The following is a 25561-nucleotide window of genomic DNA, read 5'->3' as shown; positions in this document are numbered from 1 at the left end:
GTGCAATTGTGAGCTGAGTTACAACGAGGCAGTGTTATCGAAAGGTCGACGATGACCCAAGCAGTATCAGCAGCGCAGGTGGAGCGATGACCCAGCTCACCGCCAGTCCGCCCAGCGTGCCCGCGGCCACGAACTCCGTGCTACCCGCGTTCCTTACCGCGCCGACGGCTCGCTACGTTGTGCGTCGGCTCGGGCAGAGCGTGCTCACCATCTTCCTGACGCTCACCACCGTCTTCGTACTGATCCGCATGGCCCCCGGAGACCCGGCCTACTCGATGGCGGGGCCACTGGCCACCACCGAGGACCTGGCGCAGATCCGCACCAACCTCGGGCTCGACCAGTCGATCTTCACTCAGTACGCGCTGTACTTGAAGGGCCTGTTCACCCTGGACCTCGGTACCTCGTACTCGTTCCAGGCACCAGCGTTCGACGTAGTCCTCCAGCGCATCCCGTACACGATCACCCTGGCCATCGCGGCGATCCTGCTGACCACCGTGGTGTCGATTCCTCTGGGTATCTGGATGGCCCGTCGCGCCGATACCCGCCGTGAGCTGGGTGCGAACGTCGTCACTATCGCCGGCCAGTCGATGCCCGACTTCTGGACCGGCTTGATGTTGTTGACCTTCTTCGCCGTACTGATCCCGGTGCTCCCAGCGGCTGGGTTCACCACCTGGTCGTCGCTGATCCTGCCGGCCGTCACCGTCGCGATACTGCAGATCGCCCTCATCTCCCGGATGGTGCGACGCGAGATGGTCAGCGCGTACGCCTCGCCCTACGTCACCGTCGCTCGCTCGCGGGGCGTCACCGAACGGGAGATCACCTGGCGGTACGCGCTGCGCAATTCCTCGATTCCGGTGCTGACCGCACTCGGCACCAGGTTCGCGTCGATGCTCAACGGCGTCGTCGTGGTCGAGGTGGTCTTCGCCTGGCCCGGTGTCGGCTCACTGGTGGTGCGCGCCCTCGAAACCCGCGACTACCCGTTGATCCAGGCAACGGTTCTGGTCACTGCAGTGCTCGCCGTCCTCGTGCAATTGGCCGTCGATCTCTGTTACCCACTCCTCGATCCCCGCGTCCGCCTCGGGAAGGCAGCAAGCTGATGACAGTCGTCGACAAGCCCTCGGACGCAGCGCGTCCCAGTGCCGTTACTCCCCAGGACTTCGCCTCGGCCGGAGCCACGCGCAGGAGACGAGACAGCCGCGTCAAGATATGGATCGGCACCGTATGCGCACTGGCAGTGATCCTCCCGGTCGCGTTCGCGCGGGTCCTGCCACTCGCCTCACCCGACGTCACCGACCTCGCCCAACGGCGACTCGCACCGCTCACCGACGGTCACCTTTTCGGAACCGATCAGCTGGGACGCGATCTACTGGCCCGCGTGCTCTACGGCGGTCAGGTCTCGCTCACAGTCGGCATCCTGGCTGTCATCGTCTCGGGGCTCATCGGACTCACCCTCGGGTCGCTCGCCGGCTTCTTCGGCGGATGGGTCGACGCAGTCGTGTCCCGCCTGCTCGAAGCGCAACTGTCCCTTCCGTTGTTGATGATGTTGCTCCTCGTCGTCGCGCTCTTCGGTCCGTCCATCCCGGTCATCACATTTGTCATCGCCATTGCGCAATGGCCCGAGATTGCCCGACTGACGAGATCACTCGTCCTGGTCGAACGCGAGAAGCCGTACATCGCTGCGGCCAGAGTGCTCGGGCTCGGCAGAATCGCAATCCTGCTGCGCCATGTGGTCCCCAACATCATCAAGCAGGCATCGCTGGTCGTGCTGCTGCTCCTCGCGCAGGCAGTGCTGCTCGAGAGTGCACTGAGTTATCTCGGTGCTGGACCACAACGTCCATTCGCAACCTGGGGGCGCATCATCTCCGACGGTCAGGACTACATCACCACCTCCTGGTGGCTCGTCACCCTGCCCGGTCTGGTTATCGTGCTGCTGGTGGTCGGCGTCAACCTGCTCGGTGACGGCCTGCGCGACCGTCCGGCCGGATCGAGCCTACGACGAATGTTCTCCCGCTTCAACGAGAAAGGGCGTGCCTGAGACATGGGCAACCTACTGAAGGTCGATGAACTGCAGATCGAGTTGGTCACCGACACAGGCGTCATCAGGGCTGTCGACGGCGTGTCCTTCTGCATCGAAGCAGGTGAAACCGTCACTATCATCGGCGAATCCGGATCCGGAAAGTCCACTACGGCAATGGGCATACTCGGGCTGCTCCCCACCGATCTGGCGGTGCTCTCCGGGTCCGTGACCTTCCGGGACACGGAGATACTCGGAAAGGACAAGGAGCTGTGCGGCATTCGGGGTAAGCACATCGCACTCATCCCTCAGGACCCGATGACAGCTCTCAGCCCGGTGCACACTGTCGGTAGTCAGCTGCGAGAAGCTGTCCGGCACAGCGGCGTCACCGGCCGATCCGCGCAGACCACACGATGCATCGAGTTGCTCGAGCAGGTTCGTATTCCCGACCCCGCGGGCCAATTGAACAAGTATCCGCATCAGCTCTCGGGCGGTATGCTCCAACGCGTACTGATTGCAGGCGCACTCGCGGCCGGCCCCGAACTGATCGTCGCCGACGAGCCGACCAGCGCCCTCGACGTCACGGTACAGGCCAGCATTCTCGACTTGCTTCTGGAACTGCAGGAGCGCACCGGAATCGGACTGCTCGTCATCACCCACGATCTCGGCGTCGCACGCTTGATGTCCGATCGCATCTACGTGATGAAGAGTGGAGTGTTCGTCGAGGACGGCGGTGCCGAAGAGCTTGTCAATGCCCCGAAGAATCTTTACACGAAGAACTTGCTCGACGCGATCCCGCAACTGGGACCGTGGAACGAAGCAGCCGAGAAGGTCGAGGCCACGGTATGACTGCACCACTTCTGTCTGTCGAGAACCTCGTCGTCGAATACCCCGTCGCCCAAGGCAGATTCCGAGCCGTCGACACGGTGAGCTTCTCAGTGGACAAGGGCAAGACCATCGCAATCGTCGGTGAATCCGGCTGCGGCAAATCCACCATCGCCAAGTCCATCGTTCGGTTGCTCACCCCGACGGCCGGGCGGATAGTAGTCGACGGTACCGACATCGCGCAGATGTCCGAGAAATCACTGCGGCCGTTCCGTTCCCGCGTGCAGATGGTGTTCCAGGACCCCTATGGGTCACTCGACCCGCACCTAACGGCCGTCGACATCGTCGGGGAGCCGCTGCGCCTCAAAGGTATTCGAAGTAAGTCGGAGCGAGTAGCGAAGGCGGCCGAACTCATCGACCGGGTCGGACTGCCGACGACAGCCCTCGGGCGTCGACCAGCAGAGTTCTCCGGTGGCCAGCGCCAACGAATCGGCATCGCTCGTGCTCTCGCTTCAGGACCGGAGGTCCTGGTGTGCGACGAAGCCACCAGTGCGCTGGATGTGTCGGTGCAGGCGCAGGTGCTCGAGCTGCTGCGCGAAATTCAACAGCAAACCGGGTTGACCTACGTCTTCATCTCGCACAACCTCGGGGTAGTCCGCGAGATCAGTGAGACGGTCATCGTGATGTCGAAGGGACGCGTCGTCGAGAGCGGCGACACCGAGGAGGTTCTTGCGCGCCCCAAGGAGCCGTACACCCGAGCACTGCGCGCAGCGGCGCTCGACCCCGCAGCGATGACAGGAATCAAACCGCGACATGTCGTTTCGCGGCTCACGAATGCACCCGTAGGAGCCCCCGCATGAACTCGCTCGACATTTCCCCTCTCGTCCTGGGGACCATGACGTTCGGTGACACCGTCGACGAACCCGGTGCCGCGAAGATGCTCGATGCCGCACTGGACGCCGGAGTTACACACATCGACACGGCCAACGGCTACGCGGGCGGAGAATCCGAGCGGATGCTCGCGACTCTGCTCGCCACCCGTCGCGACCGAGTGACCCTGGCAACCAAAGCCGGCATGCCCCATCCGGACGCCGGAGACAACAGTCCACTGTCTCCGAAAGGGTTGCGGCGGAGCGTCGATGCCAGCCTGGTACGGCTGAACACCGACTACGTCGATCTGTTCTACCTGCACCAGCCCGATCGCGCGACACCGATCGCGGACACTCTCACCACCGTTGCAGAGCTGATGTCGGAGGGAAAGATTCGGGCCCTCGGCGTCTCGAACTTCGCGGCCTGGCAGATCGGAGAGATCAACCGGGTAGCCGACGAGGTAGGTGCCCCACGTCCAGTGGTCGCGCAGCAGCTGTACAACTTGCTCGCACGCAGGATCGAAGAGGAGTACGTCGAGTTCGCTGCACTTACGGGTCTGACCACCATGGTCTACAACCCACTAGGCGGCGGCCTGCTCACCGGAAAGCACTCCGCGGGAGTCGAACCCATCGACGGTCGGTTCGGTGACTCGCGTCTGGCTGCCATGTACCGTGAACGCTACTGGAACACAGCAATATTCGATGCCATCACGCAGCTGGGTGTCGTTGCCGACGGGGCCGGAATGCCGCTCACCGAGCTCGCCCTACGATGGCTGGTGTCCAAGCCTGCCACCGGGCCGGTGCTGTTGGGGGGATCCAAGGTGGAGCACCTCGAGTCGAACATCGCTGCCCTCGGCCGCGGGCCACTCGACGCGGAAGTCGTCGCTGCATGCGACGAGGTCGGTGGTGCGCTCCGCGGACCGATGCCGAATTACAACCGCTGAAGGGGTTTGAATGTCTGCACAGGAATTTGCCGCTCGGGTTCGTAACCGCGAGCGCATCCTCGGGTATTGGTCAGTCATCGACAGTCCGGTATCGACCGAATGGCTTGCGCACGTGGGTTGGGACTACATTGCTCTCGACCTCCAGCACGGTCTGATCGGATACTCGGGCATGCTCGCCGGAATCACGGCTATCGACGCCGCGCAGGGGCCCGCCGCCCTCGTTCGGGTCGAGGCCAACAATGCCACCGTCATCGGCCGTGCACTAGATGCAGGTGCGGCCGGCGTCATCGTGCCGCTCATCGACACCGCCGAAGACGCTGCCGCCGCAGTGTCTGCGGCGACCTATCCGCCGGCAGGAATCCGTTCCTACGGCCCGATGCGCTCGCAACTACGCATCGGACCCGACCCTGCCGCTGCCAACCGCGATACCGTCGTGTTGGCCATGATCGAGACACCGCAGGGCCTGGCCAACGTTGAAGCGATCTGTGCTGTACCCGGACTCGACGGCGTCTACGTGGGGCCCTCGGATCTGCGCCTGGCCGTCGGTGGAGCCTCGCCTACGGACCCTTCCGTGGACGAGGAGTTCGACGCAGCTCTCGTCCGAGTGCAGAAAGCTGCCGCCGCCGCAGGAATAACGGCGGGGATTCACACTGCAACGGGAAGCATCGCTGCTCAACGACTGTCCGCGGGCTTCACGCTCGCCACAGTGGCTTCGGACCTGACGCACCTCAAGGCGGTGTCGGCTGATCACCTGAAGGCTGCCCGGGGTTAGGCAATGTTGCAATAGCAACGGAATCAGTATGTGGCATAGGTAATTCGGGGTGTATCGGCCTTCGAGCCGTACGCAAATGCGCGCGCGTTTGCCAGGTGCGCGGGGAATAGCCTCGAAGTGGCAGCGATTTCGCGAGCGTTCAGCGAATGCGCGCGCGTTTGCCAGCTGGGGTTGACGGTGGAGTCGAACAGAGTGATCTCTTTGTCGCTGGAGCGGCCGGTCTTCCGTCCGGTGATGGCATCGCCGAGTTCGCTGCTCACCGCGGTCAGCTGCACCCGATTCGAGATATCCTGATGCAGGCAAGGCCAGAACGTCAGCTCACGCGCATGCGTCGGGTCCATCGAAGGCACCCACGAATCCACAAGCGAATGTGCGAGAGACCTTCCACTCGTTGTCCCACCGGACGAAAGGGATCGGTCCCACCGAATAGGGCTCCATGCTTCTCCAGCGCCCTTGTCCACTCGCATGGACAGTGTCCGGGCCAGCGGGCTCGACCGTCGTGAATTCGATCCGTTGTGGATCGGGCTGGGCACCCCACGCGCGTGCGAGTGCAACATTGTTTTCGCTGGGGCCGTCGAACAGGTGGGCCCGATCCTTCTCTCGAACGGAGTAGTCAAGGCTCGCAGCGAAAAGCGTGGTCAGTTGCTCGGCGGTGGGAGCAGCATCGGTGACCGGAGGTGGAGGAGCGGCGAACTGCGTCGAACGAATCTAAGCGGTAGGAATTCCAGGTTCGTCGACTTCGGCAGGCGCACACGCACAGAGCATTGCCGCGAGAGTGATGGTGGCGAGTCCGACCCTGTGCGCCGACGTCATCGATTCGACCTCCGGAAATGTCGATTGTGCTTCCACGTCATGGCAATGACCGGAATCGCTACTGCTGCAATCAGAGTCGTCACAGTGGCGATGAAGGATGGCCAGGGTGCCCGGTGATCCCATGTGGTCACAGCGACGATCCATGTCGCGACGGCAGCGACGGTTTGCGCGCCCACCCGAAGAGCGGTGACCTTGAATGGGGACGCGACCGCGAATCTTCCGATGATCATGGGCAGGTAGTGGCCCTCGTTCACGCGCGAGAGCTGCGCTGTTGCGATGGTCATCATCACCGCACCAACAGTAGCCAACACGACGCCCAGAAACAGCATGCTCAGTACGATACGCACTGCACTGGCTCTAAGCTGTGAAGATGGTGATGGCCGACAACCAGAACATCGACGACGCCCCACGACGCAGGGTCCCGTCCTGGCTGCGGGAGACGGCAATCCTCGTCGTTGTGGCGTTGGTGCTCAGTGTTCTGTTGCAGACGTTCGTCGGACGGGTGTACTACATTCCGTCCGGGTCGATGGAACCAACGCTTCTTGTCGGCGATCGAATTGCAGTGGACAAGATGACCTTTCGCTTCGGTGATCCACAACCGGGTGATGTGGTGGTGTTCCGAGCGCCTACCTCGTCGTGGAACATCGGCTACCGCTCGACACGCTCGGACAACCCGATTGTCAAGGCACTCCAGGACGCGGGTTCGTGGGCAGGGTTGGTGGCACCCGACGAGAACGATCTCGTGAAACGAGTTATCGCCACCGGTGGGCAAACTGTGCAGTGCTGTGACGCGCAAGGACGAGTCGAGGTGGACGGTCGGCCCCTGGACGAGCCGTATGTCGTCAGGGACTTCCCGTTTGTCGACAACCAGCTCACCTGTCAGACCGCGCCGCCGTCCGGCCGCTGCTTCGGACCCGTCGAAGTGCCGGACGGAAGTCTCTGGGTGATGGGCGACAATCGAAGTGGCTCGGCGGACTCGAGAGCTCACGCAGGCGACGAACTCGGCGGAACAGTGCCCGTGGATGACGTCATCGGAAAGGCGCGCCTGATCGTGCTGCCGCCTTCGCGATGGGGAGTCATCGATTCGCCATCGATACAGCAACGCTGAGCTGGACAGTGTTTCTTGCGGTCAGAGCCCGAGATCGCGCTTGCGGCGCTCCCGCTCCAGTTGACGCTGCTCCTCTGCGCGCTCACGGCAGCGACGCAGAAATTCATCGTCCGCTTCCCGGTTCTGAGCCGCTTGGCGACCTGGCCGCGTCTCGTACTCCGGGAATGTCGAATTGCCCGCCCGCTGGTAACGGGATCCGCCGCCAGGACCTCCCCAGATGCCGCCGCCGATGGGGCGTCCTGCGAACAGCCACGCCAGCGATCCGGCGAGCGGGAGAAATACCACCAGCAGCAGCCAAACGATCTTGGGTAGGTACCGCACTCCACCGTCGTCGGCTGTGATCACGTCGATCAGGCAGAACACCCACAGCAACATCACCAGCAAACCGAAGTACGGCATTGGTAGCCCTCCACCTTAGAGACCATTTGGTCTGATGTACCGAGGATCGTAGCGGGATATGCGCGGATTCGACAGTCAGGGATGAACCGTCCCGCGGATCCGATCCATGGAACCCCTTCGACCGCGTGAACGTCCAAGTCGACATGCTCGATGATTGGCTGGCGCAACACGACGGAGTGATCACTCGCGCGCAAGCAGGCGCATGCGGGGTGAGCGCGGACGCGGTGGACCGATTGCTGCGCGCGGGCACGTGGACGAAGGTGCACCGAGGTGTCTACTTCGTTGCGGACCGCCCATTCAGCACCGATGCGCGCATCCGGGCGGCAGTGTGGGGCGCGGGGACGAGTGCGATTCTCAGTGGGGAAGCTGCGGTCTTTTGGCACCGGGTGACTACAGAGGTGCCCCAGGTCATCGAGGTCACAACACCGCGCAATGGTCGAAGCCGCGCGGAGGGATGCAGAATCCGCCGACGAGATGTGCACGGAAAAGACATCGTCACCCGCAGAGGGCTCGAGGTCACCTCGCTCGAACTCTCGGTGCTGGAATCGGCAATCGGAAAGTCACACATCATGGACCGAGCGCTGCAACGGCATACGAACTTGGAAAAATTGAGGCAGTCCCACGCGCGAAATCCCGGTCGAACAGGTGCTCAGCAGGCCGCACGACTACTGAAGGTCGCCGAAAGTGGTGCCCGCTCCGAAGGCGAACGGCTGCTGCTCAGCGAACTCCGAGCCCGTTCGGTCCTCGGCTGGGTAGCCAACTATCGATGGAGCGGATACGAACTCGACATCGCGTTCGTTGCGGAAATGGTAGCGATCGAGATCGACGGTTGGGCCTTCCACACCGACCACGACGTGTTCCAACGTGATCGGACCCGTCAGAATGCCCTCTCGCAGAGCTGGACGGTGCTTCGATACACCTGGTTGGACCTGACAGAGCGAATGGAACAGGTTATCGCCGAAATCATCGCCACCGTCAACCGAATCCGGTGCAGCCAGCCGCGCTGAGCGCGGCTGGCTGCACACGATTTCCCGCGGCAGGTCAGTGGCCCTCGCAGTAGATGAAGAGCGACGATTCCTGAGCACCCGTTGTCAACATCACGGAGAAAGCGTCTGAAGATCCACCTGCAAGGCGTGAGGTAAACAGCATCTCGGGTTCACACTTCGAGCCCAACGAGGTCCAGCTGTCCTTCGATGCGGTGCCGCAGTCGGCCGGCTGCAGAGGGGGATACGACGGGTTGGCAGCCGCTACGGCCCGCCCGTCACCCAGTTCGTTCGGTCCGTCGAATCGAGCAGCCCACGCGGGTTGTCCGACGAACTCCGCGTACTTGACGCCCTGGATGAACTCGAAGCCATCCGGAATCGTGAAGGCGACCTTCTCCAACTCGTACGACACGTCATCCCCGTCCATGGCCAAGGGCTTGCCAGGCTCGAAGGAACCGCACGATGCTGTGAGGAGGATCAGCAACGCAAGTACGGCTCTCCACCAACTGTTCACGTACTCATCAACCGGGCACCGCGCTCGTTGGCCGGAACGAGGAGATCAGAGTTGCGGCGATGACGGCCAGGAACACTGCCGGGTAAGTGAATTGAACGGCGAATTCGAAGGCGGGAGATCCCTCGAACATGAAGATTCCGATGGCCTTGATGCCGCGGTAATCGGTGAAGTACCAGGCGATCATCGGGCCAGTGACGGCGATTGGCACCAACCAGCTCCACCAGGTGCGGCGTCGATTCGCATAGTCGAGGGCGAGAACGGCCAGCGGGATGCACCACACCCAGTGATGCCCCCACGCAAAGGGAGAGACCATCGGCGTTGCGAGTCCGCAGATCGTCAAAGCCAGCAATGTCTTTCCTGCCCTGTGTACGCGGGCAGCTGTCCACAATGCGAGCGCCGCGACAGCCGCAGCAAGAAGAAGCCACACGAGAAAAGGTGGCGTGTTGCCCGGCCACAGGCGGGCCAGCGCTCCGTGGATCGATTGGTTCGCCGGTGATGCGAGAGCCCCGATTCGTTCGGAGTCGACCATCGTTGCGGTCCAGAACTTCCAGGAATCGGAGGCAATGACGAGGAATCCGGCGGCAACGGTTGCTGCGAATGCGGCAGTGGCAGTGAGCGCTGCACGCCACTGCTTGATTGCGAGCAGATAGAGGACGAAGAAGGCGGGAGTCAGCTTGAGCCCCGCGGCTATTCCCACACCGACCCCGCGCAGCCGACTGCCTTCGCTTCGGCTGAGATCGAACAGAACCAACACGAGCAGCAGAAGGTTGATCTGGCCGAGCCAGATGGTCATCCGCACCGGTTCGAGCCAGGTGAACGCGACGGCCATACCCGCGCTGACGAGATACACAGCGCCGCTGCGATATCCGAGAGCTCGCCAGCTCAGGACCACCGCTGCATAGACCAGCAGGGCATTGATCGCTTGCACAACCGTGACGGCACTCGTCGCGGTGACAAGCGCGAGTGGAGTGAACAACAAAGCCGCGAACGGTGGGTAGGTGAAGGGTAGTCCGACGTCGAACAGGGCGAATTCGTACAACGGCTGACCGAGCACGACGACCTCGCCGCCGTGTCGGTAGACGATCGTGTCGATTCCGTTGCCGAAGAGCCCGAATGGAACTGTCCATCCGAGGAAGAACGCGTGCGCTGCAATCGCGATGCACGCCGCGAGTATCGACCCTGCCAGCCATCGCGAACCGAAGCGGATCTTCCGCGCTGTGGGTACCGATCCGACCGGAGTGCGTGGGGTGTCCGTCGCTGCGGCGACCGACCTGTGTCCGGCATGCGTACGCGATCCAGTGTCGGCCCGGAGCGGCATGTAGCTGGACGAGGTCATAAGGGTCACGATAGATCGTTGTTGTTGCGCCCAGGTTTACGACACGGACTACCCGGTCGTTTTTGCCGGCGGGCCCGAACGCACCCGAGAACGTGTCCCTGGATTGAGGTGGCGAAGCGGGATCACTGCCTGATTGTGGATCGAGATGATGGAATGATGTTGGTGTAGTGGCCGATTGGTGCACTCGAGGTCGGCATGCGCTTCCCGCCTGGGTTTTCGTCGATTCCTACCGCGGCGACGGTGTTTTCACGAATTGGCCGGCGATCGAGCCGAGGAGTGCGACGCCGAATCCAAGGCACTGCAATCCGGTCATGTTCTGGCCCAGAATGATCCAACCGAGAACGGCCGCGGTCAACGGGCTCAGCACCCCTAGGAGGGCGATGTTGGTGGTCGGAAGATTGCGGGCACCACGAAACCAGAGTGAGTAGGCAACCGCACCACCCATCACTGCCAGCCAGGCGTATCCGATCACTGCATGTGCATCGACGGTCCAGGCACCGTCGTCGACGATGGGAATCAGCGGGCAGATGACGAGGCCGCCGACAAGCAATTGCCACGCAGTGGACGTGAGCGGGTTCGTGTTCGGAGCAACCCCCCAGCGCTTGGTGAGGGTGATGCCCATCGCCATGCTGACGGTTCCGACTGCCGCCGCGGCCAAACCGATCGCATCGAGCCGGACCGTGCCCGACGCAGCCGCCACCGCGACCCCGGCGACCGCAACAACAGCCCATCCGAGTTGCACGGGTCGCGTTCGTCCCCAGCCCAGCGCTGTCGATATCGCGATGATGACGAGCGGCTGCGCAGATCCGACGACGGCCGCGATGCCTCCTGGCAGTCGGTAGGCGGCCACGAACAACATCGGAAAGAACAATCCGATGTTCAGCACCCCGAGGGTCGCGGTCTTCAGCCTCCAGCCCTTGCCGGGAATGCCTGGCGCAATGAGCAGGAGAAGCAGTCCGGCGGGGATTGCGCGGAGGACGCTGGCGGTCATGGGCCGATCCGGCGGCAGGAGTTCGGTCGTCACCAGATAAGTCGTTCCCCACATGATGGGGGCGAGCGCGGCAGTAGCGGTGAAAACGAGGGTCGACGGCGTGACACGAGGCGCGAGGAGGCGTCGGGCATCGGTCGGTTGTGCCTGTTCGTGGCGTGTCCTCATGGTGGACTCATCTCCGGGGGACTAAGGTCATGCAACATCTCAACGCTGAACTATCTAGTGATGAACCGTAGGTCGACGAAGTGGCAATGTCAAACAATTCAACGCTGAAATATTAAGGTGATGTTCGATGGCGGACGATGCAGTGGATCGGATCGTGCAGCAGTGGCACACCGAGCGACCAGAGGTCGATGTCAGCCCGATGGCCGTCATCGGGCGGATCGGGCGAGCAGCATCCGTACTGGACAAAAGGATTCAGGCCGTGCTGTCCGAATTCGGCTTGCAGTCGGGCGAATTCGACCTCATTGCCACGCTCCGACGCGCCGGAGCTCCTTATCGACTCACCGTCGGGCAGTTGTTGGACAGTGCGATGGTGACCTCGGGCGCGGTCACCCACCGGCTGAACCGGCTGACCGACAAGGGCCTGATCGAACGAGAAATCGACCCGAGCAACCGCCGAGTGGTGATCGTGCAATTGACGCCGGCAGGGGTCGCCGCAGTGGATGCCGCGCTACCGGCGCATGTAGCCAACGAGGAAACTCTGCTGAGATCGCTGAATTCGGACGAGCGAAGCCAACTCGCCGACTTGTTGAAGCGACTACTTCTGGATCTCGGATAAGAGTCCGGCGCTGACTCTCTTCGCGGTGATCTACGGAAGCGCCACCAACCGCTGCGACGAACCCGCACGGCACGATCCGTTCGATTCCATTTGATACCGTCCGGTATGGGCGATAGCGCGAGAACTGGACTGGCGGGACCCATCGCGTTGCTGTACCTGGGGTTCTTCGCGTCGGTTGCGGTGATCGGGTCGGTCGCTCGAGGACTGTTCGAGCCGCGTATGGATTGGGCCGGTATCGGATTGGGCGGTGCGTTCGTCTTCGCATTCATAGTCATCGCAGGCATCTCGGCATGTGTATCAGCGGTGAGGATGCTCGCCGACTCCCCGCGATTTCCGGCAAAGGTTGCTCCGGCCAATTCCTCGATCGGCCGAAAAGTCGACTCCTACGGCACGACCGCGATCGCGTTCGCGATTCTCGTGGTGGCGTTCACCGGTCACGTTCCGTGGCTCGGCTTGCTAGCGCCGATCATTGCAGGGTGGGCGTGCGCCAACACGATTCGCATCTACCGGACGGTCGGGGCGTCGTGAACACTGCACTTGCTCTCGGCCTGATCGTGGGCGTCGTCGCGTTCAGTTATGGAGCATCTGTCGGTATTCGAGGAAAGGCGCTCCATTCCGACTACTACGGCGGCGATGTACCGGACCGGGTGAAAACCACGCCGCACCTGCGCGCAGCGGCGAACAGGTGGTTCGCTGTGTGCGGGATCGTCAGCGCTGTTTTGCTTCTCGCTCCGTTGGCGTGGATTTTCCTCGACTTCCAGCGCGAAAGAACCACGTGGGAATTGTTTGGGCTTGCAGGATATGTCTTCGTCGTCGTGGTCATCGGCGGCTATCCGTTCGCCAGGATCGAATCCTCGTGAGCGAGAGAAGCGATCACATGGACCGTTGACGTCACATACGCACAACTGGGCACGCGCGTCACGAGACGGGGACGCATCAGTCCGTCTGCGTGGAACCGGAGACCTCCTCTTGCTTTCGAGGCCTCGAGTCTCGGCCGGCAATAGCCTGGCCGATCTCGGCGATGGCGTCTCGGATGCCGGTGCCGTACGAATCGTCGGGCAGGTCCTTCGCCAGTTTCTTCGCTGCCGCGATGTGGTCCTCGGCCGCCTCGAACGACGAAAGACGGCGATAGTCGTCGGCGAGGTTGAGGTGGAGCGACGGATAGAAACCGGCGACATACAGCGTCGCGTGATGATGTCGAACTCGGCTGTCGGTGAGGGCATCTGCCGCATCGAGAGACCGGATGTCCCACGCCAAGGACTGCGCTGGGTCGTCGTAGAGATCCGCCAGATAGTGCGCGAGAGTGCAACGGTGCAGGGCATCGCCGTTACTGCCGATCCTGTTCCAGAGATCGAGCAGCGTGCGACGAGCGTCCACGGGATTTCCGCTGCGGCCTTCGGCCACTGCTGCGATTATGGCTTTCATCGTGGCGTCGTCGGTCATCGCTTCGGCTCCTTCGATCATGTACCGGTGGTCCGCACTGTGCGGCAACCGTCAGCATCGAGGTTCCTGTAACTCGAAGGTCAAGGGGTACGGGCCTGATCTCGATATTCTCGACCTTCATCGGTGCATCGAAACGGAGTAATGACATGACGATCGACCTTCGTGAACTCCCTGCGTCCGCAGCGTGGCGGCACCGCGTCAGGGACGATTACGGTGACGTGCTGCGGTCGGAACCGTCAGAAATGTCGGCTCCGCAGGCAGGTCACATATACGCTGCCGCGACCATCGCCACACCTGCCACTGCGGTGGTGGTGAGCGCAGTGCCGACGGCGTTGTATGCCGCGGATCCGTAGCGTCGGCGTTCGAGCAATCGAACGGTCTCCACGCTTGCGGTGCTGAAAGTGGTGAAACCGCCGCAGAATCCGACACCGACTATCGCTTGCACCTGTTCCGGTGCGGACCTGAACGTCACCAACCCCGCCACCACGCCGAGGATTGCCGATCCGACTACGTTGATCACCACTGTGGCGTAGGGAAATTCAGTCTTCAGCCGTGAGCGGATTACGCCGTCGAGCACGAACCTGCTTACTGCCCCAGCGCTTCCCGCGAGGACGACCCACAACGCGATCATCGCGTCTCCTCCTTGGTGGCACCGAACCGTTGTGCGAGAACGATGCCGGCTCCGGCTGCGAACGTACCGACGATCACGCTGACGGTCATGTACACCCCGGCAGCCACCACACGATGATCTCGTAGCAACTCCACGGTCTCGAGGGCAAACGAACTGTAGGTGGTGTACGAGCCGAGGACCCCGGTACCGATGCACAATCGGATTCGTCGTCGCCAGCCGGCGTCGGGGCCGGACAGAACGAGCCGTTCCAACAGCATTCCCAGAATGAAGGCCCCGGTGAGGTTGATGACGAGGGTGGTGAACGGGAACGAACCGGAACCGGACGGAAACGCCGACTCGGCACCGTACCGAATACCGGTGCCCACCAGGCCACCGAGCGCCACTGCTGCAATGGCAACGGGTTGGACATGGAGGGGACGCGATGAATCCACGCCGTCTGGGTCGACCGGGATGGACCTGTCGTCGGTGCCACCGTGTGACTCGTCGAAATTGTTCATCGACCTGCTCCCTATCTGCGGACATACGAGAACCGAGACAGGGACTGTTGTCGGCCCGCAGGCCGAGGTTCGGTTACGGCGAGCCCCACCGCCGCTGCGCACCCAGGCGCACCTCCATGATGGCATACGGCGGTGCGGTGGCGTGATCAGGTGCCCTGCGATGCACCTATGCGTGCCGCTGTCGAAGGCGCTGGACCGTCGTAGCGAGCGATCGGGTTCCCGGCATCTACACAGGCATCCGGCCCAGGACCTACTGACGCGTCGGGAAATCCAGCATCGAAAAGGCAGAGCGTAGTTGCACTCGTGCGGCGTCCAGTTCGTCTGAGTTTCCGGCGAGGTGTTGCAGAAGGGCTCGCTGAAAGATGCCGTCGAGAAGGATGTAGGCGGATGCTCGATCGAGAGCCGGCTCGGTGCCGTGGAGTTCGCAGTAGCGGGAAACTACTCGCCAGATCATGTCCACGCGTCGCTCCTCGATCTCGAGTACGTCGCTGCGAAACGAGCCGTCGAACAATGCTTGATTTCGGAGGTCGTACCAGAGGCGGTGGATGCCTGCGTCCGCGGTCAGGGTGCCGAAGTACTTCGCCTCGAAGTCCTCTGACAGTCCGGTGGCGTCGACTGCATCGGCCACCACCTCGTCGTAACGAGTGACGCAGATGGCCTCGTACTGGCGCACAGCGTGCGTGATGAGATCGAGTTTGTCGGTGAAGTAGTAGTGCAGCACGCCGTGCGAATATTCGGAATTCTGCGCGATCTCTCTCAGCGAGGTGCGGGCGTACCCCAGTTCGGCAAGCGTGTGCAGAGTCGCCTCAGCCAGCTCGGTCCGTTTGGACTCGAACTTGTTGCGAGCGCGCTCCTCTATTCGCGCGCGCGGATCAACAGTTTGCGTCATATCCGTGTCCTTTCCGCGCGTGGAGGGCGCCTCATTGTATGCCCGACGGTGAAGCTGCAGATGTTGGTCAACTCGGCATCGGCGTCGTTGGTGTGGCGATCGGGGTTGATCCCCATCAACCGAGGGTGACGGGGAGCAAACCACGGGGCGTCCTGGACGCGATCTCGGCCAGCGCGTCGTCCAGCGTCGGATATCTGAACTCGAAGCCGCTGTCGGTCAGCACAAGTGGGTCCACCCATCGGCTCTTGAGAACCAACTCTGCCTCGGTACGAATCACGCGTGCACCGAACTGGAGCAACCACGACGGGGTCGGCACCCCGCGCGCGCGGCCCAGAGTTGCCCGAATCTGCTGCATCAGAACCTCATTGATGACCGGGTATGGAGTTGCCACGTTGACCGGTCCGGAGATGCCCCGGTTCTCGTGGAGATGATCGAGAACTCGTGCGACATCCGCGACATGAACCCAGCTGAACATCTGTTGGCCGTCACCCATCGTGCCGCCCAGTCCGAGCCGTGCGAGGTCGATCATCGGATTGATCGCTCCGCCTCCAGCGCCCAATACGATCGACAATCGCAACGCCACCTTGCGGATGGCGACGTCCGCGTCGAAAAGCTCACGCTCCCAGGCGCGAGCGACCTCGACGGAGAATCCCGACCCCAGTTCGCCGGTGCTCTCGCCCATCGGTCGATCGCGTGAGTCGCGATAGATGGTTCCGGTGCTGGCGTTGACCCACAAAGTGGGCGCGTTCTGCACCTCCGCCAACGCACGTCCGAGCTCGGCCGTCGTCTGTACGCGGGACGACATGATCGCGTCGGCGTTGGTCTTGTTGTAGCGGCAGCTCACCGAGCGGCCCGCGAGGTTGACGACCAGATCGGAACCGTCGAGAACGTCGACGAGACGGCGACGGTCGTCCCAGGTGGCGTCGCTCGATGGTCCGCGTCCGACGGTCCGGACCTGGATTCCGCGCTGTTCGTACGACGCGCGAAGGTATCGTCCGATGTAGCCGGAGGCACCGCACAGGACGACGGTCGACAGTGAATCATTCATCGTTCGAGCCCTTCTGGGGACGTCATTCGTTTCAACAGACCGGCCACATCGGTGACCAACCCCCGCGCCACCGGGAGGCGAGCGAGGCGTACGGCTTTGGCCACCACGGGCACGAGCCCGTCGACCAGTGTGCGAGTGCGCTGCTGGCTGTCCGAGGAGTCGGTCACCCAATGGAGGGTGACACCCATGTAGATCATCCAGAGTAGTTGTGGAAGAACATCATTCAGCGACGCCGGAACCTTCTGTTTCGAAGTCTCCAAGGTGGTTCGCATGAGGTCGATGGCCATGGACCTGGCGTCGGACGATTCCTGCGAGAACGGACTGGAGCTGGACCGGGTGGGCAACGCCAATTGTAGGAAAGACCCGCCGAAGGCATGGTAGGGGGCCATGACGTCGAGGCCGGAATGCAACACGGCAGCAAGGTTTTCCGACAATGATCCGCCGTGGACCAACACCTGGAGTGCGCGCTCGCGGTGATCGCGCTGAATCACCATGTACAACTCGTTGACCAGTTCGTCCTTGCCGGCGAAGTAATAGTAGGCATTACCGAGGGAGACGCCCGCTTCGTCGGCAATGCGACGCATCGTGGTTGCTTGAAACCCCTCCTCTCGAAACAGGCGAAGGGCAACTTCGACAACCTTGCCGCGAGTCTCGGATGTGCGGGCCATCGGTTCGCCTCATTTCTGAACGTGTTCAAAAATGACGTTAGACCCCATTTTGAACATGTTCAAGAGGTATTCCGGAGACATGACCCACTCATCTGGCCTGGGGCGCGTCCATCAACAACCTGACGTAAGCGCACAACCGTTCCTCTACGACGCTCGGCGTCAGGTCCGTTCGACCGGCGTCGCGCCACGGCGACGCCCACAACTGCACTTCGGCGGAACAGGCCAACGCATCACGCACACACCAGTACTGCCGGGCTCGTGAGTTGTTGGAAAGGGTGCCGCCGGCCTCTTCGTATGCGGAGGCGAACCGTGATCCCCACTGTGGCCCGTGGAGCAGAGCAAGATTGGTCGAGCAATGTGCCACGTCGAGATCGGTCGGCCCCCACGATGCTCCAGCCCAGTCGACGACGCCGGTGATCCGAGGCATGCCCGAGTCCGATATGTCGAACAGAACGTTTCCGGGTTGAAAATCCCGATGCAGGAACCGTCCCTCGTATCGTGGGGTCGGCCCGCGGATCAGGTCGACCGCGGCGGACCACACTGTCGCGTCCGCTCGCGCGGGTAGTACGACAGTGTCGGCAGTGGTCAATACCTGATATTCACGCGGCCGACTGTTGGCATCTATGGCGTGTATCTCGACGAGTTGCCGCGCGAGCATGCGAACCCGCACTTCCACGGATTCATCGATGAGAAGTGTCGACCCCGGCAAGTGGGTCATGAGAAGCGACGGGAACTCGCAATATCCAGCGCGCGGATCGACAGCCACCAACTCGGGAGCGGGCACACACGATCCCGAAAGCGTTGCCAAAGCATTGCTTTCGCGATCCAGCCAGTCCTCGGCATGATGAAGCCTGGCGGAATCGGTATAGCTGCGCAACACCAGGTAACGCTCGGCTCCGCTGACCATACGAACAGTCAACTTCGCCACTTCGGCCGTGATTCCGCCCGTCAGCGCCTCCGCGTCGATGATCCGTTCACCAGCATGCAGATATCGACTCACCCAGCCGCGGGTCGAGGGACGCACGACCGAAAGGGATCCTGGTTGGGTCACTACGTCACCTCATCATGTCGATGCCCTCGACGCAGTCGAATATTCGCTGCAGTGTGGGCATCGAGTGAGCAGGTCGTGCGTGCAGGAGACGACGTGAACGAGAAAACGTTCAGCACCCTCGAGTTGAGCTTGTTGCGCTCGTATTCGAGCAAGCTGCGCTTCGATGATCACCGTCCGCTCGGGTTCGTCTCGGTGAAGGATGAGGCGAATATCTGCCAGGCTGATGCCGACAGCCTGGCATGCACGCACGACCCGCAGTCGATACAGGTGTTCCTCGCTGTAATCACGGTGGCCCGACGGTAAGCGTGCGGGCACAACGACACCGACGTCGTCCCAATGCCTGAGGGCGTGAGTCGGCACGCCGAGTTGCTGCGCGGCATCTCCGATCTTCATCCGCCGATGCTCTCACGTTGACTTCAGGTGGACCTGAAGTTCTAGATTCGTCGTCATGGCGACCGACAGATTCGACCTACCGGAACCCGTCTTCGTCCTCGTGGGCGGCGATCGGGTGGCGACGTACGAGATCACTCCCGACGGCGGCAACGCTGCGTCCGCGGACGTCGTGTTCTGCCATGGAACTCCGTGGTCTGCGCAGGTCTGGGCTCAGGCAGCTCGACATCTGAGCAGCGGGCACCGAGTCTATTTATGGGACATGCCCGGATACGGCCGCTCCGCGCGGGGATCCGATGTGCGGACCGATCTGCACACCCAGATGCGGCGCTTGGCATTGTTGCTCGACCACTGGGAGCTCGAGCAACCCTTCGTCGTAGCACACGATATCGGCGGTGCCGTCGCACTGGGAGCCCATCTGCTGCACGGACATGACTACCGCAGCTTGTTCCTGTGGGACGTGGTGACTCTCGAGCCTTGGGGATCCGAATTCTTCCGGCTGGTGGCGGACAACACAGACGTGTTCGCCGCGTTGCCTTCTGCGCTGCATGCGGCGCTGGTCTCCGAATACATTGCAGGAGCGTCACATCAGCAACTGGACCGAGATACCGTGGCGACGCTGACCGAACCCTGGATATCCGACGAGGGTCAGCCTGCGTTCTACCGACAGATCGCCGAACTGCGAACCGAGCACACGCGACCCATCGTCGATGCCCTACCTCGAGTCCGCTGCAGCACCGCCATCGGATGGGGCGAGCAGGACCCCTGGATTACCGTCGAACAGGCGTTTCGCCTGCAACAATCGCTGCCGGGGGAACCGTCTGTGCTTACTCTCCCTGGCGTGGGGCACCTGAGTCCGCTCGAATCTCCGGCACTCGTTCAACAGGCATTGGATGCGTGGGCGGCATCAGCGTAAGACGGCCCTCCGGTCACGAGGACCGAAGCTGTCCGCATCTGCTTCTACCGTCGGCGGCGTACCTGGAAAACCGGGTCGCGTACAGATCGAGGGGGCAAATGTGAATTGGACCGAAACCGCAGAAGTGTTGCTGCGCGCGCACCGCACCGATTTGGGGCAGCGGCCGTCCGAGCTGCTGGAAGTCAAAGTCGCGAATCAGCGGCCTATCGGAGATGGAGAGGTGCTCGTAGAAAACATTTTTCAACAGATTGCTGCTGTCAATGCCGACCTGATGTTCGAGAACCCGGGTCTCCCACTGCCGGCCTTCGACGTCGGTGTGCCGCTGTACGGGCCCGCGATCGGGCGAGTCGTGGAATCTCGATCCGATAGACCGGTCGGAACCATCGTGCAGCACAATCAGGGGTGGAGGAACCTGACTGCGATCGCGTCGAACGCGGTATTTCCCGTTCCAGAGGGAGTGTTCCCAGGCCCCGAGTACATGCTCAATCAAGGGGTGACGTCCTTTCACGGCATGGTCGACGTCGCAGGTGTGGGTGCGGGAGACGTGGTTCTGGTCAGTGGGGCGGCAGGTGGAGTGGGTTCGATCGCGGGGCAGATTGCCAGGGCACAGGGTGCCGCGCTGGTGATCGGTATCGCGGGTGGTCCGGGCAAATGCGCTTACCTCACTGAGCAGCTCGGCTTCGATGCGGCGATCGACTACAAGAACGAGGATCTCGACGCTCGCCTGAGTGCACTCGCACCGGCTGGCATCACCGTATTCTTCGACACGATCGGCGGAACGCAGTTCGAGACGGCCGTCCGCCACGCATCGTTCGGCGCGCGATTTGCGTTGTGCGGAGCACTCGCCGGGCAGATCGGCGGCGGTCACGGCGGACATCCGCGTTTGGACATCATGACCGCGATCGTGAAAGAAATTCAGATACGGCCATTCACCACGATGCACACTCCCGACCAGATTCAGGCCTGGGTCAGCCACTACATCCCATGGTTCTCGCAGGGTGTGGTTACCTTCCCGCACACAATGTTGGAGGGTCCGCTCGATCGGGCGATCACCGCGTTGGACGAACTCCTGGCCGGTGACCATCGTGGAAACCTGATTGTGAAGATCGCCAGTTGACATGCTCCGGCGACCCACCACGGTTGCGCCTCATGGATACTGGGCGCTGTGGTGCTGAGGCGACTAGGAGAATCCCGGCTGGGACGCGACGGAGCTCGATGGCTACGCGAGCTGAACGAGCGACACGCATGGAGTCACAACGACTACTTTCACAGCTGGATTCTCGCGAATCTGCCCGACGGGCGTGCCAAAGCACTCGATATGGGCTGTGGACGAGGCGCTTTGGCGCGGATCCTGGCTTCCCACTTCGACCACGTCGTCGCCGCCGACGCCGATGCGGACATGCGACGAATCGCAGAAATCACCTCTGCCGATGTGAACAACGTGTCGATCACGGGTCGTCAACTCGACTCCTGGGCAGACGATTCGATCGATCTGGTCACCATGGTCGCGGTTCTGCATCACCTCGATATCGACGACGCGTTGAGCCACATCGAGCGGATTCTCACGCCCAGCGGACGCGTGCTCGTGGTGGGTCTGGCACCCCCGCGAAGCGTCCGAGACCTGATGTGGGACGCCGTGTCCATCGTCACCAATCCATTGATCGGATTCGTTCACCGACCGTGGCCCAGCCCGGTGACCGCACCGCCGCCACCGTTCCCGGTCAAGGACCCGGTGCTGAGCTTCGATGAGATCGGCGGCATGGTCGAGAATCGGCTGCCGGGTGCAAAGATGCGACATCGCATTGGTTTTCGACACACGATCGAGTGGACGAAGCCCGATGTCTAGTCGAGCGCTCGGTGTCGTCACATTCACGGCAATCGGCGTTCCCACCACGGCATCGTTCTGGACTTCACGATCTCGACGGTTGCCTCACGGTACCGACGGTCCAACTCGGTTACCGCGACGCGCAACCGGTGGGCATGTCGTCCATCGCGTCGCATCAATCGTTCCAACCGATCGCGCGGACCGTCACCGCCGAAGTGGCCATCGCATGCAGGACAGTCGGTGAAGCCCGCCAACATAGGCACTCGGTTGTCGAACAGCGATTTGGATTTTCGATTGACACGCTGTTCGGCATATTCGACTCGATGACGCCACTGCGTCAGATCGAGGATGGCCCAACCATCGGTCCGCGATCTACGCGGTCTGTGGGGGTTCACCGGACGAACGAGGCCGTGGCCTTCTCGTAAAGAAATGTCATAGTGTGCGCCATATCGGAGGCGGGCCGGTGAGTATTTCGCGTTGGTGAAGCAAACGATACCGCAGTATCGATACGTCGGAAAGAGGGTGCAGCTAGCGTCTCTCGTCGAGAGTGCCGATCGGAGTCGAACTTCCAGTTCGGTCGATCCACACGGCGACGCCGTCGACGAGATGCGGGCTCATGAAGCCACCGTCGTCACCCCACGGCCACGCTGTGTGAGCGTTGGCCACTTGCAGTTGAACCAAATCTGCCATGGACACCAGCGCCTCGTCGACGTTGGCGTCGACCTGCGCGCCATATCCGTTGCCGCCGAGCCCATCCGGATTGCGTCCCTCCACGGTGACGGCACTCTCGAGCCAGACCGCCCCGCCGTCCGGGTCGTACATGGCCGCCCAGTCGATACGTTCGATGCGAGAGCCGTACTGACGCACATGCAGGTCATGCCCGAGTCGATCGAGCGCAGCCAACCATGGCACGGGCAATGTGGACGACGTGACCTGGACGCCGTGCTGAGGAGTCCAGCAACCGGTCAACACACGCTCACGGTGCTCGACGAATGGGTGCATCGTCCGAGTATGCCCCATGCTGTTACGTCCTCCCCTCGAGGCCGAGCGATGCAGAATGCAAGGAACTTGGATGCTGCGAGAGGACGAGCCGAGTGTGGGAAGCGGATAGTCCTGGCGTGCTGGAGTTGCCGTCAGGCAGTTACGTTCGTGGACGCGGCATGCGCGATTCGCTGCCTGACGGACCACGGCCGGATCTCGGGATCTATCTGCAGGGCAAAGATCCCGGCGGGTTCGAATGGGACAATCGATGGGTTCGTTGGCCGGACTTCTGGCTACCGTCCGATTCGAGACATCTCGAGGTTGTGCTACGAGAAGCATTGCGCCGCTCTGCAACCGAAAGGGTCGAGATTGCGTGCACCGGTGGAGCGGGTAGAACGGGCACAGCGCTGGCGTGTCTCGTCGCGCTGGACGGTCTGCCCGGCGGTGCGGCCGTCGACTACGTACGTCGACACTACTCGCGTCGGGCCATGGAGACGCCCTGGCAGAAGCGCTTTGCGAAGACGTTCGTCAGACCGGATTCTCTGCTCTGAGCAGAATCGCCGACCTGTCTGGCTATCGAGGCCTAGGCTCCGATCATGGGCGAGGTCATACGAATCGATGAGCGCCGTGCGGCGCGTACCGTGGAACCCTTGTGGCGTGAGGTGGTCGGCCGAAGACTACGCGAGCGCAGGCACGCCCGAGGCGATACGCTCGCCGACACCGCTGCTCGCGCAGGCATTGCGCCACAGTACTTGTCGGAGGTCGAGCGTGGCCGCAAGGACCCGTCGAGCGAAGTTCTTGCGGCCGTCGTCGGCGCGCTGGGGACATCGATGGCCGAAATCTCACGCCTCGCGCATCACGACCTCTCGCGCGGCGACGCGACACTGATGGCTGCCTGACGTCCCTCGAGAACCTGGTCGACGACGCCGTACTCGCGGGCAGCGGAAGCCGTCAACACCAGATCCCGATCGGTGTCGTGTCGAAGCTTCGCCGCATCGCGTCCAGTGTGTTTTGCGAGGATTGCCTCCATTTCGGCGCGAACCCGTACGACCTCGTCGGCGGCCAGGATGAGATCTGGAATGGTGCCGCGGCCCTGGGCGGCAGGCTGATGCAGCACCACCCGACTGTGGGTGAGCGCCGATCGACGCCCCGGTGCCCCGGCCGCGAGCAACACAGCACCCGCCGCAACTGCCTGACCCACACATGTTGTGGCAACGGGTGATCCGATGAACTGCATCGTGTCGTAGACGGCGAGCATGGCAGCAGTGTCGCCGCCCTCGCAGTTGATGTACATCGAAATCTCCTGGTCGGGAGAATCGGCCTCCAGGTGCAGCAACTGCGCGATCATCGCATTCGCCACCCCGGCGTCTATCCCGGTACCCAGGTAGACGATGCGCTCACTGAGGAGGTGCGAATAGACGTCGACGACGCGTTCTCCGCGGGAGTCTCGAGTGATCACATTGGGAATCGTGTATGTGCTCATCGGGCCATCTCCATTCCGAAGGACACCCGTCGCGCAGGCATGACCTGATCGAACGAGTCGACGATCGCGTCGACGAACCCGTACTCGCGAGCAGCGGCCGCGGTGAACCAGCGATCGTGCAGGGAGTCGTCGAATATCTGCTCTCGAGACTGCCCGGTGTCGTCGGCGATGAGACCGAGCACGGTATCTCGGGTATGGCGCAGGTCATTGGCCTGGACCTCTACTTCGACAGCCGACCCACCGATGCCTGCTGAGCCCTGATGCATCAGGATCCGCGAGTGCGGTAGCGCGTAGCGCTTGCCTCGAGTTCCCGCCGACAGAAGGAACTGGCCTGCGCTGCAAGCCAATCCAAGTGCCAATGTCGAGACGTCACACGGCACGAGGCGCATCACGTCACGAATGGCCAGCATCGCGGGAACCGATCCACCGGGGGAATGAATCCACAGAGCGATGTCGGCAGAGGTGTTCTCGGCGGCCAGGGTGAGTAGATGAGTGGTGAGGACGGTGCCGTTGTCATCGTCGAGGGGCCCGTCGAGTACCAGAACTCGGTGGCGGAGGAGTTGATTGCGGAGTTCGGCTGGGAACAATCGTGGCGATTCGGTCATGAATCGAGTGTGAGCCCGAATTGGTTTGCACACCAGCAGTTCTGCTGTAGGCAGCGACTCTGCTCACAGCTTCGTGAGGATCGGAGGCACAATGGGAAGATGACTGCACTCGAGTTCTCCGAATCCATCGTCGTCGCTGCGTCGGTCGACAAGGTGTACGCCGTCGTCTCCGATGTCACCCGAACGGGAGAATGGAGCCCGATCTGCCAGAAATGCTGGTGGAACGAGCCCGATGGTGGCGGCGTCGGGTCCACGTTCACCGGCCGCAACGTCACGGAAGAACGAACGTGGGAGACAGTGTCCACCGTTGCTGCCGCCGAACCCGGCCGCGAGTTCGCGTGGGTGGTGGGCGAGAACTTCGTGCGCTGGGGCTACACCCTCGAGTCGGCGGACGGTGGCACACGCCTGACCGAGAACTGGAACTTCCTCCCCGAAGGAATCGCCCACTTCCATCGCAAATTCGGCGACGATGCGCAGAATCAGATCGACATTCGTAGCCGAGCCGCACTGGACGGAATTCCCCGCACGCTGGCGGCGATCAAGCGAATCGTGGAAGCGGAAGCCTGATCGCAGTCGGCCAGGTGCGCTGACTGTCCACTATTCGACATCGGCGGCGCGAATCCGCCTATCGAGGCAAATAGTGGGCAGTGACGGTGCCATCGATGCCGGGCCTGTTCGCAGGGGGCAAACGCGCGCGCGTTTGCTGAACGCGCGCAAAATATGACCCGATCGATGACCAGCCTGCTCGCATCTGGCAAACGCGCGCGCGTTTGCGAGGGCAGGGT

At 62.4% G+C, this 25561-nt stretch carries 34 protein-coding genes; 17 read left to right on the top strand and 17 right to left on the bottom strand.

Annotated features, from left to right (window positions below; all coding sequences use genetic code 11):
* The first annotated feature begins 86 nt into the window (after positions 1-86).
* The 6 genes from J1M87_RS26140 to J1M87_RS26115 are packed head-to-tail and all read left to right on the top strand — an operon-like array spanning position 87 to position 5424.
* Positions 87-1097, top strand: coding sequence for an ABC transporter permease (locus tag J1M87_RS26140; RefSeq protein WP_241257477.1), 1011 nt, complete (start codon positions 87-89; stop codon positions 1095-1097).
* Positions 1097-2035, top strand: a complete 939-nt coding sequence (locus J1M87_RS26135) for an ABC transporter permease (protein WP_206492610.1) — start codon at positions 1097-1099, stop codon at positions 2033-2035. Before J1M87_RS26140 ends, J1M87_RS26135 begins: the two co-directional genes overlap by 1 nt.
* Positions 2036-2038: 3 nt before the next feature.
* Positions 2039-2863, top strand: a complete 825-nt coding sequence (locus J1M87_RS26130; RefSeq protein ID WP_206492609.1) for an ABC transporter ATP-binding protein — start codon at positions 2039-2041, stop codon at positions 2861-2863.
* A complete protein-coding gene (locus tag J1M87_RS26125; protein WP_206492608.1) occupies positions 2860-3699 on the top strand; it encodes an ATP-binding cassette domain-containing protein in 840 nt (279 codons plus the stop codon). The genes J1M87_RS26130 and J1M87_RS26125 overlap by 4 nt, the downstream gene beginning before the upstream one ends.
* Positions 3696-4652: an aldo/keto reductase gene (locus J1M87_RS26120; RefSeq protein WP_206492607.1), complete on the top strand. Its 957-nt coding sequence runs from the start codon at positions 3696-3698 to the stop codon at positions 4650-4652. The genes J1M87_RS26125 and J1M87_RS26120 overlap by 4 nt, the downstream gene beginning before the upstream one ends.
* A 10-nt stretch (positions 4653-4662) precedes the next feature.
* Positions 4663-5424, top strand: a complete 762-nt coding sequence (locus J1M87_RS26115; RefSeq protein ID WP_206492606.1) for an HpcH/HpaI aldolase/citrate lyase family protein — start codon at positions 4663-4665, stop codon at positions 5422-5424.
* A gap of 23 nt (positions 5425-5447) precedes the next feature.
* On the opposite strand, the gene J1M87_RS26110 is transcribed toward J1M87_RS26115, so the two are convergent.
* Entirely contained in the window at positions 5448-5765 is a 318-nt protein-coding gene (locus tag J1M87_RS26110; RefSeq protein WP_206492605.1) for a hypothetical protein, read from the bottom strand.
* Positions 5766-6233: 468 nt separating this feature from the next.
* Positions 6234-6584 carry a hypothetical protein gene (locus J1M87_RS26105; protein ID WP_206492604.1) on the bottom strand — a complete coding sequence of 117 codons (351 nt, stop codon included), beginning with the start codon at positions 6582-6584 and terminating at the stop codon, positions 6234-6236.
* 23 nt (positions 6585-6607) lie between these two features.
* Here J1M87_RS26105 and lepB point away from each other — a divergent pair, with 23 nt between their 5' ends.
* Positions 6608-7345 carry a signal peptidase I gene (lepB, locus tag J1M87_RS26100; RefSeq protein ID WP_206492603.1) on the top strand — a complete coding sequence of 246 codons (738 nt, stop codon included), beginning with the start codon at positions 6608-6610 and terminating at the stop codon, positions 7343-7345.
* Between the two features lie 21 nt (positions 7346-7366).
* Here lepB and J1M87_RS26095 read toward each other — a convergent pair whose 3' ends face one another.
* Entirely contained in the window at positions 7367-7744 is a 378-nt protein-coding gene (locus tag J1M87_RS26095; protein WP_206492602.1) for a PLD nuclease N-terminal domain-containing protein, read from the bottom strand.
* 125 nt (positions 7745-7869) lie between these two features.
* On the opposite strand from J1M87_RS26095, the gene J1M87_RS26090 reads away from it, so the two are divergent.
* The gene (locus tag J1M87_RS26090; protein ID WP_307830928.1) at positions 7870-8751 is read left to right on the top strand and encodes a type IV toxin-antitoxin system AbiEi family antitoxin domain-containing protein; all 882 of its coding nucleotides are present in this window, start codon (positions 7870-7872) and stop codon (positions 8749-8751) included.
* Positions 8752-8785: 34 nt separating this feature from the next.
* On the opposite strand, the gene J1M87_RS26085 is transcribed toward J1M87_RS26090, so the two are convergent.
* The 3 genes from J1M87_RS26085 to J1M87_RS26075 form a co-directional block, all read right to left on the bottom strand.
* Entirely contained in the window at positions 8786-9241 is a 456-nt protein-coding gene (locus J1M87_RS26085) for a hypothetical protein (RefSeq protein WP_206492601.1), read from the bottom strand.
* A gap of 7 nt (positions 9242-9248) precedes the next feature.
* Positions 9249-10577: a glycosyltransferase 87 family protein gene (locus tag J1M87_RS26080; RefSeq protein WP_241257476.1), complete on the bottom strand. Its 1329-nt coding sequence runs from the start codon at positions 10575-10577 to the stop codon at positions 9249-9251.
* A gap of 226 nt (positions 10578-10803) precedes the next feature.
* Positions 10804-11733, bottom strand: coding sequence for an EamA family transporter (locus J1M87_RS26075; protein WP_206492600.1), 930 nt, complete (start codon positions 11731-11733; stop codon positions 10804-10806).
* A gap of 127 nt (positions 11734-11860) precedes the next feature.
* Here J1M87_RS26075 and J1M87_RS26070 point away from each other — a divergent pair, with 127 nt between their 5' ends.
* The 3 genes from J1M87_RS26070 (at position 11861) to J1M87_RS26060 (ending at position 13209) form a co-directional block, all read left to right on the top strand.
* Positions 11861-12349: a MarR family winged helix-turn-helix transcriptional regulator gene (locus J1M87_RS26070; protein ID WP_206492599.1), complete on the top strand. Its 489-nt coding sequence runs from the start codon at positions 11861-11863 to the stop codon at positions 12347-12349.
* Between the two features lie 105 nt (positions 12350-12454).
* A complete protein-coding gene (locus tag J1M87_RS26065; RefSeq protein ID WP_206492598.1) occupies positions 12455-12877 on the top strand; it encodes a hypothetical protein in 423 nt (140 codons plus the stop codon).
* On the top strand, positions 12874-13209 hold the full coding sequence (locus J1M87_RS26060; protein ID WP_206492597.1) for a hypothetical protein: 336 nt from the start codon (positions 12874-12876) through the stop codon (positions 13207-13209). The genes J1M87_RS26065 and J1M87_RS26060 overlap by 4 nt, the downstream gene beginning before the upstream one ends.
* A gap of 76 nt (positions 13210-13285) precedes the next feature.
* On the opposite strand, the gene J1M87_RS26055 is transcribed toward J1M87_RS26060, so the two are convergent.
* The 8 genes from J1M87_RS26055 to J1M87_RS26020 form a co-directional block, all read right to left on the bottom strand.
* A complete protein-coding gene (locus J1M87_RS26055) occupies positions 13286-13792 on the bottom strand; it encodes a hypothetical protein (RefSeq protein WP_206492596.1) in 507 nt (168 codons plus the stop codon).
* Positions 13793-14054: 262 nt separating this feature from the next.
* The gene (crcB, locus tag J1M87_RS26050) at positions 14055-14423 is read right to left on the bottom strand and encodes a fluoride efflux transporter CrcB (RefSeq protein ID WP_206492595.1); all 369 of its coding nucleotides are present in this window, start codon (positions 14421-14423) and stop codon (positions 14055-14057) included.
* Positions 14420-14920: a CrcB family protein gene (locus tag J1M87_RS26045; protein WP_206492594.1), complete on the bottom strand. Its 501-nt coding sequence runs from the start codon at positions 14918-14920 to the stop codon at positions 14420-14422. The genes crcB and J1M87_RS26045 overlap by 4 nt, the downstream gene beginning before the upstream one ends.
* A 250-nt stretch (positions 14921-15170) precedes the next feature.
* Positions 15171-15809 (bottom strand): TetR/AcrR family transcriptional regulator, encoded by a 639-nt coding sequence (locus J1M87_RS26040; RefSeq protein ID WP_206492593.1) that lies wholly within the window; start codon positions 15807-15809, stop codon positions 15171-15173.
* A 115-nt stretch (positions 15810-15924) separates the two neighbouring features.
* The gene (locus J1M87_RS26035; RefSeq protein ID WP_241257475.1) at positions 15925-16857 is read right to left on the bottom strand and encodes a TIGR01777 family oxidoreductase; all 933 of its coding nucleotides are present in this window, start codon (positions 16855-16857) and stop codon (positions 15925-15927) included.
* Complete coding sequence (locus J1M87_RS26030) at positions 16854-17525, bottom strand: TetR/AcrR family transcriptional regulator (RefSeq protein WP_206492592.1); 672 nt, start codon at positions 17523-17525, stop codon at positions 16854-16856. Before J1M87_RS26030 ends, J1M87_RS26035 begins: the two co-directional genes overlap by 4 nt.
* Positions 17526-17613: 88 nt before the next feature.
* Positions 17614-18549 carry a phosphotransferase family protein gene (locus J1M87_RS26025; protein WP_206492591.1) on the bottom strand — a complete coding sequence of 312 codons (936 nt, stop codon included), beginning with the start codon at positions 18547-18549 and terminating at the stop codon, positions 17614-17616.
* Between the two features lie 39 nt (positions 18550-18588).
* Positions 18589-18969, bottom strand: a complete 381-nt coding sequence (locus tag J1M87_RS26020; protein WP_206492590.1) for a MerR family transcriptional regulator — start codon at positions 18967-18969, stop codon at positions 18589-18591.
* A gap of 55 nt (positions 18970-19024) precedes the next feature.
* On the opposite strand from J1M87_RS26020, the gene J1M87_RS26015 reads away from it, so the two are divergent.
* From J1M87_RS26015 to J1M87_RS26005, 3 genes are all read left to right on the top strand, one after another.
* Entirely contained in the window at positions 19025-19882 is an 858-nt protein-coding gene (locus J1M87_RS26015) for an alpha/beta fold hydrolase (protein ID WP_206492589.1), read from the top strand.
* Positions 19883-19982: 100 nt separating this feature from the next.
* The gene (locus tag J1M87_RS26010) at positions 19983-20999 is read left to right on the top strand and encodes an NADP-dependent oxidoreductase (RefSeq protein ID WP_206492588.1); all 1017 of its coding nucleotides are present in this window, start codon (positions 19983-19985) and stop codon (positions 20997-20999) included.
* A 48-nt stretch (positions 21000-21047) separates the two neighbouring features.
* Positions 21048-21728, top strand: a complete 681-nt coding sequence (locus J1M87_RS26005; protein WP_206492587.1) for a class I SAM-dependent methyltransferase — start codon at positions 21048-21050, stop codon at positions 21726-21728.
* A 507-nt stretch (positions 21729-22235) separates the two neighbouring features.
* On the opposite strand, the gene J1M87_RS26000 is transcribed toward J1M87_RS26005, so the two are convergent.
* Positions 22236-22709 carry a hypothetical protein gene (locus J1M87_RS26000; protein WP_206492586.1) on the bottom strand — a complete coding sequence of 158 codons (474 nt, stop codon included), beginning with the start codon at positions 22707-22709 and terminating at the stop codon, positions 22236-22238.
* A gap of 158 nt (positions 22710-22867) precedes the next feature.
* On the opposite strand from J1M87_RS26000, the gene J1M87_RS25995 reads away from it, so the two are divergent.
* Complete coding sequence (locus tag J1M87_RS25995) at positions 22868-23239, top strand: protein-tyrosine phosphatase family protein (protein WP_241257473.1); 372 nt, start codon at positions 22868-22870, stop codon at positions 23237-23239.
* Positions 23240-23284: 45 nt separating this feature from the next.
* Complete coding sequence (locus tag J1M87_RS25990; RefSeq protein WP_241257472.1) at positions 23285-23587, top strand: helix-turn-helix transcriptional regulator; 303 nt, start codon at positions 23285-23287, stop codon at positions 23585-23587.
* Here J1M87_RS25990 and J1M87_RS25985 read toward each other — a convergent pair.
* Complete coding sequence (locus J1M87_RS25985; protein WP_206492584.1) at positions 23545-24171, bottom strand: ClpP family protease; 627 nt, start codon at positions 24169-24171, stop codon at positions 23545-23547. The genes J1M87_RS25990 and J1M87_RS25985 overlap by 43 nt on opposite strands.
* Complete coding sequence (locus tag J1M87_RS25980; RefSeq protein ID WP_206492583.1) at positions 24168-24776, bottom strand: ClpP family protease; 609 nt, start codon at positions 24774-24776, stop codon at positions 24168-24170. Before J1M87_RS25980 ends, J1M87_RS25985 begins: the two co-directional genes overlap by 4 nt.
* 99 nt (positions 24777-24875) lie before the next feature.
* On the opposite strand from J1M87_RS25980, the gene J1M87_RS25975 reads away from it, so the two are divergent.
* Positions 24876-25343 carry an SRPBCC family protein gene (locus tag J1M87_RS25975; protein ID WP_206492582.1) on the top strand — a complete coding sequence of 156 codons (468 nt, stop codon included), beginning with the start codon at positions 24876-24878 and terminating at the stop codon, positions 25341-25343.
* Positions 25344-25561 lie beyond the last annotated feature (218 nt).

This window comes from Rhodococcus sp. KRD162 (genome assembly GCF_017168335.1).
GTDB lineage: Bacteria > Actinomycetota > Actinomycetes > Mycobacteriales > Mycobacteriaceae > Rhodococcoides.
This window is presented reverse-complemented; position numbering and strand designations above follow the sequence as displayed.

Bases quoted from the DNA above. Each gene is read 5' to 3' on its own strand.
- J1M87_RS26040 (WP_206492593.1), bottom strand. From the start codon at position 15,809: ATGACGCAAACTGTTGATCCGCGCGCGCGAATAGAGGAGCGCGCTCGC.
- crcB (WP_206492595.1), bottom strand. From the start codon at position 14,423: ATGATCGCGTTGTGGGTCGTCCTCGCGGGAAGCGCTGGGGCAGTAAGC.
- lepB (WP_206492603.1), top strand. From the start codon at position 6,608: ATGGTGATGGCCGACAACCAGAACATCGACGACGCCCCACGACGCAGG.
- J1M87_RS25995 (WP_241257473.1), top strand. From the start codon at position 22,868: ATGCGCGATTCGCTGCCTGACGGACCACGGCCGGATCTCGGGATCTAT.
- J1M87_RS25990 (WP_241257472.1), top strand. From the start codon at position 23,285: ATGGGCGAGGTCATACGAATCGATGAGCGCCGTGCGGCGCGTACCGTG.
- J1M87_RS26075 (WP_206492600.1), bottom strand. From the start codon at position 11,733: ATGAGGACACGCCACGAACAGGCACAACCGACCGATGCCCGACGCCTC.
- J1M87_RS26015 (WP_206492589.1), top strand. From the start codon at position 19,025: ATGGCGACCGACAGATTCGACCTACCGGAACCCGTCTTCGTCCTCGTG.
- J1M87_RS25975 (WP_206492582.1), top strand. From the start codon at position 24,876: ATGACTGCACTCGAGTTCTCCGAATCCATCGTCGTCGCTGCGTCGGTC.
- J1M87_RS26080 (WP_241257476.1), bottom strand. From the start codon at position 10,577: ATGACCTCGTCCAGCTACATGCCGCTCCGGGCCGACACTGGATCGCGT.
- J1M87_RS25980 (WP_206492583.1), bottom strand. From the start codon at position 24,776: ATGACCGAATCGCCACGATTGTTCCCAGCCGAACTCCGCAATCAACTC.
- J1M87_RS26120 (WP_206492607.1), top strand. From the start codon at position 3,696: ATGAACTCGCTCGACATTTCCCCTCTCGTCCTGGGGACCATGACGTTC.
- J1M87_RS26070 (WP_206492599.1), top strand. From the start codon at position 11,861: ATGGCGGACGATGCAGTGGATCGGATCGTGCAGCAGTGGCACACCGAG.
- J1M87_RS26115 (WP_206492606.1), top strand. From the start codon at position 4,663: ATGTCTGCACAGGAATTTGCCGCTCGGGTTCGTAACCGCGAGCGCATC.
- J1M87_RS26125 (WP_206492608.1), top strand. From the start codon at position 2,860: ATGACTGCACCACTTCTGTCTGTCGAGAACCTCGTCGTCGAATACCCC.
- J1M87_RS26000 (WP_206492586.1), bottom strand. From the start codon at position 22,709: ATGCACCCATTCGTCGAGCACCGTGAGCGTGTGTTGACCGGTTGCTGG.
- J1M87_RS26045 (WP_206492594.1), bottom strand. From the start codon at position 14,920: ATGAACAATTTCGACGAGTCACACGGTGGCACCGACGACAGGTCCATC.
- J1M87_RS25985 (WP_206492584.1), bottom strand. From the start codon at position 24,171: ATGAGCACATACACGATTCCCAATGTGATCACTCGAGACTCCCGCGGA.
- J1M87_RS26110 (WP_206492605.1), bottom strand. From the start codon at position 5,765: ATGGACCCGACGCATGCGCGTGAGCTGACGTTCTGGCCTTGCCTGCAT.
- J1M87_RS26055 (WP_206492596.1), bottom strand. From the start codon at position 13,792: ATGACCGACGACGCCACGATGAAAGCCATAATCGCAGCAGTGGCCGAA.
- J1M87_RS26065 (WP_206492598.1), top strand. From the start codon at position 12,455: ATGGGCGATAGCGCGAGAACTGGACTGGCGGGACCCATCGCGTTGCTG.
- J1M87_RS26095 (WP_206492602.1), bottom strand. From the start codon at position 7,744: ATGCCGTACTTCGGTTTGCTGGTGATGTTGCTGTGGGTGTTCTGCCTG.
- J1M87_RS26140 (WP_241257477.1), top strand. From the start codon at position 87: ATGACCCAGCTCACCGCCAGTCCGCCCAGCGTGCCCGCGGCCACGAAC.
- J1M87_RS26030 (WP_206492592.1), bottom strand. From the start codon at position 17,525: ATGGCCCGCACATCCGAGACTCGCGGCAAGGTTGTCGAAGTTGCCCTT.
- J1M87_RS26135 (WP_206492610.1), top strand. From the start codon at position 1,097: ATGACAGTCGTCGACAAGCCCTCGGACGCAGCGCGTCCCAGTGCCGTT.
- J1M87_RS26035 (WP_241257475.1), bottom strand. From the start codon at position 16,857: ATGAATGATTCACTGTCGACCGTCGTCCTGTGCGGTGCCTCCGGCTAC.
- J1M87_RS26020 (WP_206492590.1), bottom strand. From the start codon at position 18,969: ATGAAGATCGGAGATGCCGCGCAGCAACTCGGCGTGCCGACTCACGCC.
- J1M87_RS26130 (WP_206492609.1), top strand. From the start codon at position 2,039: ATGGGCAACCTACTGAAGGTCGATGAACTGCAGATCGAGTTGGTCACC.